The organism is Chryseolinea serpens, from assembly GCF_900129725.1.
In the GTDB taxonomy this organism is placed as follows: domain Bacteria; phylum Bacteroidota; class Bacteroidia; order Cytophagales; family Cyclobacteriaceae; genus Chryseolinea; species Chryseolinea serpens.
In genome coordinates this window covers 744875-757066 of sequence record NZ_FQWQ01000002.1, presented here as the reverse complement: position 1 = coordinate 757066, position 12192 = coordinate 744875, and the positions used below count along the sequence as shown (strand labels likewise).

The window sequence follows — 12192 nt, the reverse complement described above, 5'->3', positions numbered from 1 at the left end:
AATTAATCCCGCCATAAAAAGAGAAAATAAAAGTCAGTAATAATTTTTGATACCGACGTCTTAGACTAAATTCGACCCCATCTGACAAACGTCGACATGACTATGAAAAGCAAATTGTTCGTTGCTGTGTGGGTTGTTCTTGCAACGATTGCGCAGGCGCAACCGGGTAAACAAAAGATCGGCCAGGATCAAATCGATGCATTGGTAAAGACCAAGCGTTTGCTGGTTCAAATGGGTTACCTCGAAAATGCAATTAAATCGAATGTCTGGAACGAAATCCAAGCTTATGGGGAATTCGAACTGCCCAATGATCACATCAAACAAGTTGATGACAGCACGGTTGTGATTCGTTTGGCAAATTCCCACAATCAACCGGAGGCCATGATCGAAGGAATCTTCAAGGAGAATAGCCTTCGCAGTATTCGGGTGTATGGCATCCACAAACCTATCGAATCTAAAGCCCTTGAAAGTAAAAAGACCCAGAGCATCCAGGTCTTCCACGATGATGCGGCCAATAAGAGCAAGATCACTTCGCTGCGTATGAGCGACCACACCTCAAACGAAAGCTTTAGACTTGATTTTATCTATGCAGGGGATACCTTAAAACGGGTTGCCTCCATAGAAGAAGAAAAAAACAGGCTTTGGAGGGAATTCACGATTAAAAACGATCTGGTGATGGAGAGTATGGGTTACGTTCTTAAATGGACAGGCCCTAACCAGCAGAAAATGGCAAAGGCCGTTAAGACAACATTTGAATATGATCAAAAAGGACGGCTCACTTTGGTGTTTCGGGAAGACCTCAGCGATGCCAAAATATATGACATTACGCGAATACGCTACCTGGCCGATGGCAAAATGGAAGGCATTGTATATGCAAAACGAGCAGGCGTCACCAAAGGTATTATGCGTCTGTTTACGTACAATGACAAAAATCTCGTACAGCAGGAGACGCGATACGACTTTCCCTTCGAGTTTATAAAACCCGACTTCACGTTCGATCAATTTAAAGCAGACATTAATCCCACCATTACGACCAATACCTATACGAACAACATCACCACACAGCAAAACAGGAAATACGAAAGCAGATGCCTGGATAAATATTCGGTGATCAATTTTACTTTCGGCGAGCTTGGGTTGTTGCAGCAAGTAACTTCTCAGGACGATAATAGGACCAAATGTACCTACTAGGGCTTTACCACGTGTGAGTTCCAGCCCGATAGGTGGCGTGTTCATTGTAGGATGTGCCGCTCTTGTTGGGATCGGGCCCTCTTCAACGAACATTCGATCTCATCGCGTCCCCTCCAACATTGTATTAATTTTCGCGTACGACCGCGCGCCTCCAGCGAACCCGAATGTTCCGGTCTTCATGATCTCTTCCGACCCATTGATAAAAGAACTGTACGCGGCACGAGCCAACGATGACCCGACGCTTACGCGTTTCACTCCCAGCGCCTGAAGTTCATCCACTGAAAAGCGTGCATCGCTCAATCCCATCACCACGTTCACCGGGCGAGGAGCAACGGCCTGTACCACCGCGCTTATTTCTTCGCGCGTTTTCAAGCCCGGCGCAAAGAGCACGTCGGCTCCCGCTTCGGCATAGGCCACTAATCTTTTCAACGTATCTGCCAGGTCGATGCGACCGTGAAGGAAGTTTTCTGCGCGAGCCGTCAAGGTAAAATGGAAGGGGAGGGACCGCGCCGCTTTCACCGCCGCTTTGATGCGCTGCACCGAGAGATCAAAGGTATAAATGGGATCACCAGCCCGACCGGTAGCATCTTCAATAGAACCACCCACGGCTCCCGCTTTGGCCGCGAGCAAAATAGTTTCCGCGCACGCCTGCGGATCATCACCATAACCATTTTCCAAATCTGCCGACACCGGCAGCGACACCGCCTGCGCAATATCCCCCACATTTTTTATCGTCTCCTGCAGCAGCAGCAACCCTTGCCCATCGGGCTTCCCTAACGAAAACGCCAACCCCGCGCTCGTCGTCGCCAACGCCTCAAACCCCAAACTCGCCAACATCTTCGCCGACCCCGCATCCCAAGGGTTCGGCGCCACAAAAATCCCCTCCCGCTCATGCAACCCCCTAAAAGCAATCGCTCTCAATTCCTGATCTTTTGTATTCATAAGTTTGTAGTTTAAACCTCCTCATCAAAAATACCCATCCCCATCATTCCCACAAAATTAACAGCCCCAAGCCAATGTCCTTCAGCTAATGACTTCTGGCTCCTGAAGACCGACTCCTGAATACTGGCTCCCGAAGACCGCCTCCCAGCTCCTGGCTCCCGGCTCCTGGCTCCTGATTTCTCATAGCCCCTTCTCCACCCCACGCTCATCTACCACCGTCAACCGCGGATTGTTCTGCCGATCACAATAAATTTTTATCCGGATCCGCCCCTTGTCATCGCGAATGAACAGCCCCACTTCGCCCTTGTCGTTCTTGCCGGCAAACATCCGTTCCACTCCCAGCAGTCCTTTCTCGCGCAAAGCCTTGAATTGATTGTTCAGTTCATCTTCTTGTTTCAGCCGTTGTAGTGAATCGATGAGTGCCATTTGTTGGGCCAACGTAAAATCTTCGGAGCGATCCCAGAGTCTGAGACCGTAGTGGCGCCGGATGGAGTCGCCTTGGGTGCGCTGTGCATATTGGAGTTGCATGAGTTGATCGTTCCGGAACTGGTCGACCGAGAACGCCAGGCCGGCCTCTTCGCGGGTGCCGTCATAGACAAGACCACCGCACTCGTCGCCCGATGAATTGAAAAAGATAATACCGGCCTCGCGTTCGCGGGCGGTCATGAGTTTGAAATTAGAGAGCCCGGGATGCTGACGTTTTTTGTTGCTGATCACCATTTTCAGGGTGCCGTCTTTTTCCACGACGTTGACGCGCTCCACATCGAGCTCTTCCAACTGCAGGTGGGTTGATTTAGGCTGGAGGGAGTGATACAGCAAGAAAAGAATGGCCACGGTGGAAACGGCGGCATACCATTTTAACAGGCGAAGGTCCCGGGTTGAATTTTGTTCCATGCGATAAAGTTTAGGTTGATGAAAACAACGATAGCTACATGCATAACGTTGTGAGGCCAAAGTAAAAAAAAATATGGGACCGATTTGGGGGAGGGGCGTGGTAACGTGTGGATGATCCCAAGAAAGTCGCAAAACCCCCGCTAAATGACATGCTCACCCCCGTTCGAAATGCAGCCCTGGCTGTAGTTTTACGTTAAGTAAATCGGGAACACAAAATTTTTATGAGCAGGTCAAAACGCATACGGTTCAGTCAGCTTCTCACCATCCTTACGGCATGGTTGCTGATCGGCGTTGTCATCTCGATCTACGATCACCTGGTGTTGTTGACCCACAGCTCGCAAGGCCTTTCCGCCGACTACACCTTTTTTGCCTCCCTGAAACAAAACCTGATCTCGGCGCTGATCGGTGGTGTGTTGGGGGGAAGCTTTTTGGTATTCTATATTAATGTACGTTTTCAAAACAGGCCCTATGCGCACACCATTTTGGCGGTGATCCTTTCCTTTGGGTTGATCATATTGATCATTATCCTGGTGAAGGGCGTCATGTTCTCCCACCACAATCCCACGCAGTCGCTGGTGTATTTTCTCCGGGACACGACCCGGGTGAAGAATATTTTAGTGTGGTTCATCGTCGTGTCGCTCACCCAATTCCTGCTCCAGGTCAGCAGCAAGGTCGGACAGAAGGGGCTGGGTCATATTTTGCGCGGGAAATACCATACTCCCCAGGAAGAAAACCGGATCTTCATGTTCCTCGACCTGAATGCGTCCACGACGCTGGCCGAAAAACTGGGCGACGAATTATACCACCAATTGTTGCGCGATTTTTTTGCCGACATCACCGATCCCATCCTGAACGCAAAAGGAGAGATCTATCAATATGTGGGCGATGAAGTGGTGGTGGCGTGGGACCACGTGGCGGGCGTTGTGAACAACCGGTGTGTGCGTTGCTATTTTGATATCCTTCAAAACATTCAATCCAACAAAGCGAAATACATCCGTCGCTATGGTGTTGTGCCGGAATTCCGCGCCGGGATGCACAGCGGCAAGGTGGTGGCCGGTGAGGTGGGTATTTTGAAACGCGAGATCACCTATTCGGGCGATGTGCTCAACACCGCGTCGCGGATCCTGAGCAAGGCCAAGGAGATCGGGGCGGGCATCGTTTCCTCTTCGGCGCTGTTGGGGGAATTAAATTTTGACAAACACTATACCGTGCGCAGCATTGGCCCCATGAAGCTCAAGGGAAAAGAACAGGAAGTTTGCCTGACGGAGATCTTGTTGTCTTAAACCCTCTTGGGACGGTACACAAAATAAGATCGTCTACGCCCGGGCAGCGTCCAGCATTTCGCGGATGGAAAGTGAGCCCGGCACGTTTTCCAGGCCCCAATCCTGGAGCTGTTCCATCAACGGAAGCAAGGATAATCCCTTTGGCGACAGTTTGTATTCCACGCGTTGAAGCTTGCTGTCGAACAGCACCCGCGTTAACAATCCATCCCGTTCCATTTCATCCAGGTGCAGGGAAAGCATTTTGCGACTGATATTGGGAATGGCTCTATACAGGGCGTTGTAGCGCAGGGGATGTTCGGAGAGGAAACAAATAATGCAAGGTTTCCATTTTGTAGCAAATACTTTCAGGGCGGCGATCACCGAGCACTGCTCGTTCTCGTATACGCTTTTGGACTGGGAAAGCGGTAACCTTTTTGTTACTTCTTGTTTGGTCATGGCCGATCGTTTAGTATTACACGAAAAATAAACCCGAATGTTTATGGAGTATCACCTGGCGCAAGTCAATATAGCAAAAATGCTCGGACCGATCGACACCCCGGTCATGGCCGATTTTGTGGCTAACCTCGACCGCATCAACGTGCTGGCCGAAAGCAGCCCCGGCTTTGTATGGCGTTTAAAAGACGAGGGCAACAATGCCACATCGTTCAAAGTGTATGACGATGCGCTCATCATCATCAACCTGTCGGTGTGGAAAACCATCGATGATTTGGTGGCGTATGTTTACCGGTCGGATCATGCGGCCATTTTCCGGCGGCGGCAAGAGTGGTTTGAGAAAATGACGCGGCCGCATACGACAATGTGGTACGTGCCCGGAGGAACGGTCCCGTCACCGCAAGAAGCTGTCGAACGGCTGGATCATTTGCAGGCTCATGGCGAAACGCCCTACGCTTTCAGTTTCAAAAGAAAGTTCACGGCAGAGGAAGCGCTCGAATTCCAGTCCAGCCGATAGCCCACTGGATATTTTATTTTCATTGCCGGTTTTTGTACCTTTTGTTCTTTGATCCACCAGGAAACCCGGCTATGATCCAGACCTCCGACAGCAGCGCGCTAAAACTTCTTGTCATCACCGTACAGGAATTGTCATTGGCGCGAAACCTTGAAACCGTGATGAAGATCGTGCGCACGGCCGCGCGCCAACTCACGGGGGCGGACGGCGCGACGTTTATCCTGCGCGAGGGTGACCTCTGCTTTTATGCCGACGAAGATGCCATCAGCCCGTTGTGGAAGGGAAGCCGTTTTCCGATGAGCCGGTGCATCAGCGGTTGGGCTATGCTCAACAAGACCGCGCGGTCATCGAAGACATTTACAAGGACGACCGCATTCCCCACGACGCCTACCGGCCCACGTTCGTTAAAAGCCTGGCTATGGTGCCCATCCGAACCCTGGCGCCGATTGGTGCCATCGGTAATTATTGGGCCACGCCTCACCTGCCTACCCAGGAAGAAATGAGCTTGTTGCAATCGCTCGCCGACATCACGGCCGTGACCATTGAGAATGTGAATGTCTACGCCGAACTCGAACAGCGCGTGGCCGACCGCACGGCGCAATTGGAAGCAGCCAATAAAGAGTTGGAGGCATTTTCCTATTCTGTTTCCCACGATCTGCGCGCGCCCTTGCGCTCCATCCTCGGATATTCCGATATCCTGAAAGAAGACAACTACGATCAACTCAACGAGTCGGGAAAACAGATTCTGAACACCGTGCAGCAAAATGCCCGCAAGATGAACACGCTCATCGAGGATCTTTTGCAATTCTCGAAGCTTGGCAAAAAGCCCCTGGCGAAAACCCAGGTGAACAGTCAGAAACTGGTTCAGCACATCATCGAAGAAATGGACCCGGTGTTGACGGCCAAAGCCAGGATCTCCGTTTCGGAAATGTATCCGGTCGAGGCCGACATCTCGTTGCTCAAACAGGTATGGATCAACCTCATCGGCAACGCCATCAAGTACTCTTCAAAAAAGGAACATCCGGTCATCGAGATCGGCTCCTACAAAAGTGGAAATGAGATCACGTTCGTGGTAAAAGACAACGGCGCGGGTTTTGATACCCGGTATGCCGACAAACTCTTTGGCGCATTTCAACGACTACACAAATATGCGGAGTTCCCCGGCACGGGCGTCGGTCTTGCTTTGGTGCAACGCATCATCAACCGCCATGGCGGCAAAGTGTGGGCCGAGGGAAAAGTAGATCAAGGGGCCGCGTTTTATTTTACCTTGCCCGTACAAGCAACCCTGCATTCGTCGTAAAATTCCGTTGGTTGAACTGAAAAAACATCGACGCTAACCGGTGATCAAGCACCATCGCCGATAAATAATTTTGAGATCATACTCATTTCATACACAACGGATAGTTTAGTGTCAAAACAAACCCATCTCCGTTATGAAAAGAAAAGTTACTGTCTTTCTCCTGGTTGTCTTGTGCATTCTGCAGGCCAACCTCATGGCACAGATCGCGTTGCCAACCCTGAACACGCCGTATCAACAAAACTTTGACGGCCTCGCCTCGAGTGGCACGACGAATCCTGCGGAAACTTTTCCACAGGGCTGGACTTTCGTCGAGACCGGCACGAGCGCCAACACCACCTATGCCGCCGGCACAGGAGCATCGAATGCCGGCAACACCTACAGCTTTGGCGCCACCGCGGCGGATCGTGCGGCGGGCAGCCTGCTTTCGGGTTCCGTCACGTCTACCCTAGGCGCAGGTTTTACGAACAACACGGACGGGACCATAACCGATCTACTCATTTCTTATCGCGGCGAACAATGGCGGCTCGGTGCTACCGGCAGGGCAGACCGCATGGATTTTCAATACAGTGTTGACGCGAGTTCACTTTCGGATGGATCTTGGACCGACGTGGACGCGCTTGACTTTTCATCGCCCGTCACCACCGGCACAACGGGCGCCCTTGACGGGAACGCTTCGTTGAACAGCACGACGCTCACCTTCAAGATCGCAGGTCTGAACCTGGCACCGGGAGCAACTTTTTATATCCGGTGGCTCGATTTCAACGCGGCCGGCGCAGACGACGGTTTGGCGATCGATGACTTCGTGCTGACCCCGGGCGGGATTGCAGCGGGCACACCCATCATTGCGCTGGCACCTTCTCAATTAAATTTTGGTGATGTCAACGTGGGGACTTCGGAAACGCAGACGTATGTGGTCACGGGTTCCAATCTCACGGGTCCCATCGCGGTGAGCAGCAGCAATGTTTTCTACACGCTTTCAACAGACGGCAATGCCTTTACCTCATCTGTATCCCTGGCCAACACCGGCGATACGGTCTATGTGAAATTTGCGCCGACAGCAGGCGGACTGAGCCCTGGTGCTATTCTTCATCAAAGTGGAAATGCGTCAAAAAATCTGACGGTGACCGGCAATGGCTTCGACCAGGTGGCTTCGATTATTCCGATCGCCAGTGCACGGGCTCACGCGCTGGGCGACCAGGTTACGATTGCCGGACGGGTGACGGTTGCCAATGAGTTGGGCAACCCGGCGTATGTACAAGACGCGTCAGGAGGGATCCCGGTGTTTGATTTTAATTTTTCGCACGGCGTGACCATTGGCGATTCCGTTATTGTGACGGGGCCCATGGGTGTATTCAACGATCAAAAACAAATCAGCGGAAGCGGCATATTTTTTACCAAAGTAAATGCCACACCGCGCATCCTAACCCCGCAAACCTTCGCCCTCACCGACCTGGCCGCGCACGAAGGCGAATTGGTGAAAGTGACCCACGTGACCCTCGTGAACAGTGATTTTGTTTTTTATCCGCAAAGCACGGAGACGTTGCAAAGTGATGGGGCACAAGTTGACCTGCGCATCGATGGCGACACGGATATTCCGGGTCTTGAAAAACCCGATGGCGATTTCGAAGTGACTGCAGTGGTCGGGCGTTTCCGCACCAGCATCCAGTTGTTGCCCCGCTTCAGCGCCGACATCCCCGGTCTCCTGGAACCCACACCCACGACCGATAGCATCGCCCCGTCCAAGACCTTTGATGTGGTAGACTGGAATCTTGAATTTTTTGGTGCGCGCAAAGAAGACTATAGCAACCAGGAATTCGGACCCGAAGATGAAGCCCTGCAGTTGCAGAACGTCAAGACCGTGATGCAGTCGCTGAAAGCCGACATCATCGCGGTGCAGGAAGTTTCGAACGACACACTGTTCAAGGAACTCGTGTCACAACTCGGGCGTAGCTATATCTGTTCTGAGCGGTATTCGTATTCTTTCGATGGGCCCAGCAATACCTTTCCCCCGCAGAAAGTGTGTTTCATCTATGATACGGCAACGGTCAAAGTAATTTCCTCGCGTGTATTGTTTGTATCGCGCTACGATTCTGCGCGCTTGATCGACCCTTCGTTGTTGCCCAATTATCCTTCTGGTGATCCGTCGAGCTTTTACTCCAGCGGAAGGCTTCCCTTTGCGCTCACGATAAATGCCACCATCAACGGGGCCACGGAGAAGATCACGCTCATCGACATTCACGCCAAATCGGGCGCTACACCCGATGACCGCAACCGCCGGCTCTACGATGCCACGGTGTTGAAGGACAGTCTCGATGCGCACCACACGGGCGAGAAATTTATTATTCTGGGCGACCTGAACGACGACCTCGATCAGTCCATCGTAGTAGGAGAGGCCACGCCCTATGCCGCCATCGTGAGCGACACCGCCCGCTACGTAGCGGTGACAAAAGCGTTGAGCGATGCCGGTGCACGCTCTACGGTGAGCTTCCAGGATGTGATCGATCACCAGATCCTTTCCAAGCCATTGAAGGACGACTATCTGAAAGCTTCTGCCCAAGTGATCGTGCCATTCCGGCAGATCCCTGGCTACGCCACGACGACCTCCGATCACCTTCCCGTGAAGACGCGTTACCTGTTCAAATTGCCGGAAGTGAATTTCGTGCAGCAAAGCATTTCCGCTTCCGAGAAAACGGCAGCGACCTATACCGTTTCCCTGACGTTGAGTGAACCTTTGCAGGCACCCCAAACCATCACGCTTGCCGTTGGCGGCACGGCCGTTTATGGCAAAGATTTCACTACGCAACCGGCAGCATCGCAAGGAAAGCTCACGGTACAGGTACCTGCGCACACGTTGCAGACAACATTCATAGTGACGGTCATCAACGATCGTGAAGACGAATTGGATGAAACGGCTGTGTTCACCCTATTGAATGCCGGAGGCGTAGAAAGAGGCTCGCGGGGAGTGTTTACGCTCACCGTGCAGGACGATGATATTCCGGTGATCTCCTTCGTGGAGCTGGTGCAAAGCGCGCGCGAGGGATCGGGTGACCAGCAAGTCTTTTTAAAACTTTCTACCGCGCCGGTCACTGACCAAAAGGTCACCCTTTTTGTGCCCGATGCTCTGGGTGCGCAGTATACCCTGGATTACGTGACCAATCCGCAGGTGGTTCAAAACAAAATGGTGATAGCGGTGCCGGCCGGAAGCCAGCGCGTGTCCTTTGCGATCACGCCGTTGGCCGACAACAAACGCGAAGTGCTGGAAGCGGTGCCGTTCTACATTTCGGAAGTCACCCCAGGCCTGCAAAGCGGACCACCCCAACTCAGCATTTTCACCATCCTGGATGCCCATCGCCAGATCCAATTCCAGGTCTATCCCAATCCCTCCTCCGGACCGTTGGCGCTGCGATCCGACGATGTGGGCGACGGCGAAGTGATGCAGGCGGAACTGAGAAGCCCCAGAGCAGACGTTGTGTATAAAGGATCGGGTACGCTTTCGGACCTGAACCAAGCCATGGCAACCCGGATGCAGAACGGGCTGCGGGGTGTTTACATCCTAACCCTGCGGATAGACGACGAAGCTTATCAAGTGCGCATTTTGAGGAACTGACCCGGATAAAGTAATAGGCTGGCGGGCTGCGGGAACCTTCCCGGCGGCCCGCTGGTGTTTTTGGTTACATGGAGATAAAATTATTAATAATATCTTAACCCGCCCGGCACCGTTGCCCCGGAGAGAAAATCTCATTTTTGTCTGCACTTTATCAATTTTTCAGGCAAGCAATGCTGAAATTCTTCGAACTCAATTCCATACGCAGTCGTATGGTTTCGGGCTTTCTTTTTTTAACGTTCCTCATTCTCGTTCTCTCCCTGGTCTCGATCTACATCATGGAAAATACGAGTCGGGTGGCCGGCATTCACAGCAAGATCAGTCAGCTGGAGATCTATACGCTGAACCTCATCAAATCGGACAACGATTTTTTTGACCTCGAGGTGACCAACGAGGATTATTTCAAGACCCGCCAAAGTCATTTCCTGAAAGTTCGCGACAGCCTCAATGCCTTTGTCAAGGTCGAGTTGGCGGGCCTGCTGCATGAAATCCGCCGGAACGACTACAGCATCCAAAGCAACCTGCTTTCTCTGGACAGCACGTTGATGCTCTACAACCGGAAGTTCGACCGGTTAGAGGGGCTTGTTTATCAAAAAGGATTTAAGGACTACGGCTTGGAAGGCGAAATGCGACTTCATGCCCACGCGTTGGAGGAGTTGGATATCGATAACCACAACATCGTGAACATCCTAAACCTGCGGCGACACGAGAAGGATTTCTTTCTCCGGCACGACACCGCCTACATCGGCGCGTTTCAGGAGCGGTATGCCGTCTTGCACACCGCCTTGCAAAACAGTAAGAACAATGCCGAAGGGATCAGCCACCTCGATGAATACCGCCGGATCTTCCTCCAGCTTGCGGCCATCCAAAAAGCTATCGGCCTGAGCTCCCACGACGGCGTGCGCAGCGAACTGAACACGCTCACCTCGTCGCTCAGCAACCAGTATTATCGTCTTTCAAATTACTCCTACGACAAATCCCTGAGCGCACAGGATAACGGGAGGATCTTTTATTTCATCACGTTGATCGGTGCCATATTTTTCTCTTTGTTATCGGGGTATTGGATCTCCAAACGCCTCTCCGAACCCATCGCCCGTTTATCGCGACTGGTCGATGACGCGCTCAATTCCCGCAGCGAGAAGCGAACCGATTTCACCATGCGCAACGCGGCCAACGAGATCAACACGCTCACCAGCTCATTCATCCTGCTGATGGACCAGGCCCGCGACCAGATGAAAGACATCCGTGGCAAATCGAAAGAGCTCAAAACAAAAAACAAACAACTGCGCGCACTGAACCGGGAGCTCGATAATTTTTTATACTCCACCGCCCACGACTTGCGTTCACCCCTCTCGTCGTTGCTCGGGCTCATCAACCTGATGCGCTACGAGAACAAGGACGGAAGCCTGAAGGAATACCTGGCCATGATGGAGAAGAGCATTCATCGCTCCGAGTATTTTATCAGCCAGATCGTGAACTTCTCCAAGAACAAGCGGATGAAGATCGCGCCCGAGCCCATCCAGCTGGACGTGCTGATCGAAGAGATCTTTGAACAAAACAGTTTCGTGGAAGGATTCGATCGCATCGAACGACGGGTGAACATCAATCACAACCACGTTTTCTATTCCGATAAGAACCGGGTCACCATCCTTTTCAACAACCTCATCTCGAACGCCATCCGCTATGCCGACGTCACCAAGGAGAATTCCTTCATCGAGATCAACGCGCGCATTTCCCCCACGGAAATTGCCATCGTCTTTGGCGACAACGGCATTGGGATCCAGCCCGAACACCTCGATAAAATATTTGACATGTTCTACCGCGCCGACTACAACTCGAAGGGTACCGGCCTGGGACTTTTTATTTTCAGAGAGACCATCAAGCGCCTCAACGGCGACGTGCGTGTGGAATCACAGCCGGATGTTGGAACAAACTTTTTCCTGAGACTGCCCAACCTTTACCGGCCGATCACCTCGGACGCTGAGGCGGAGCTGTTGTCGAAAATGCCATTGGAAAGTCATTCGAATTGAAG

At 52.1% G+C, this 12192-nt stretch carries 9 protein-coding genes; 6 read left to right on the top strand and 3 right to left on the bottom strand.

Translation table 11 applies throughout. From position 1 onward, the window contains the following. Positions 1-102: 102 nt before the first annotated feature. Complete coding sequence (locus BUB30_RS17100) at positions 103-1191, top strand: hypothetical protein (protein WP_073136258.1); 1089 nt, start codon at positions 103-105, stop codon at positions 1189-1191. A 99-nt stretch (positions 1192-1290) separates the two neighbouring features. Here the strand turns inward: BUB30_RS17100 and BUB30_RS17095 are convergent, their stop codons facing one another. Together BUB30_RS17095 and BUB30_RS17090 are read right to left on the bottom strand one after the other, a co-directional pair. Continuing rightward, a complete protein-coding gene (locus BUB30_RS17095) occupies positions 1291-2133 on the bottom strand; it encodes an isocitrate lyase/PEP mutase family protein (RefSeq protein ID WP_073136256.1) in 843 nt (280 codons plus the stop codon). Between the two features lie 180 nt (positions 2134-2313). Beyond that, on the bottom strand, positions 2314-3027 hold the full coding sequence (locus tag BUB30_RS17090; protein ID WP_073136255.1) for a hypothetical protein: 714 nt from the start codon (positions 3025-3027) through the stop codon (positions 2314-2316). 221 nt (positions 3028-3248) lie between these two features. Between BUB30_RS17090 and BUB30_RS17085 the strand changes: the two genes are divergently transcribed. Further along, entirely contained in the window at positions 3249-4310 is a 1062-nt protein-coding gene (locus BUB30_RS17085) for an adenylate/guanylate cyclase domain-containing protein (protein ID WP_073136253.1), read from the top strand. Positions 4311-4343: 33 nt separating this feature from the next. Here the strand turns inward: BUB30_RS17085 and BUB30_RS17080 are convergent, their stop codons facing one another. Beyond that, on the bottom strand, positions 4344-4745 hold the full coding sequence (locus tag BUB30_RS17080) for a winged helix-turn-helix transcriptional regulator (RefSeq protein WP_084138195.1): 402 nt from the start codon (positions 4743-4745) through the stop codon (positions 4344-4346). Between the two features lie 43 nt (positions 4746-4788). Between BUB30_RS17080 and BUB30_RS17075 the strand changes: the two genes are divergently transcribed. From BUB30_RS17075 to BUB30_RS17060, 4 genes are all read left to right on the top strand, one after another. After that, positions 4789-5259: a DUF3291 domain-containing protein gene (locus tag BUB30_RS17075; RefSeq protein WP_084138257.1), complete on the top strand. Its 471-nt coding sequence runs from the start codon at positions 4789-4791 to the stop codon at positions 5257-5259. Positions 5260-5530: 271 nt separating this feature from the next. Continuing rightward, positions 5531-6556, top strand: coding sequence for a sensor histidine kinase (locus tag BUB30_RS17070; protein ID WP_221408733.1), 1026 nt, complete (start codon positions 5531-5533; stop codon positions 6554-6556). Positions 6557-6689: 133 nt separating this feature from the next. Beyond that, entirely contained in the window at positions 6690-10163 is a 3474-nt protein-coding gene (locus BUB30_RS17065; RefSeq protein ID WP_073136251.1) for a DUF5689 domain-containing protein, read from the top strand. Positions 10164-10333: 170 nt separating this feature from the next. Beyond that, positions 10334-12190, top strand: a complete 1857-nt coding sequence (locus BUB30_RS17060) for a sensor histidine kinase (RefSeq protein ID WP_073136250.1) — start codon at positions 10334-10336, stop codon at positions 12188-12190. The last annotated feature ends 2 nt before the right edge of the window (positions 12191-12192 follow it).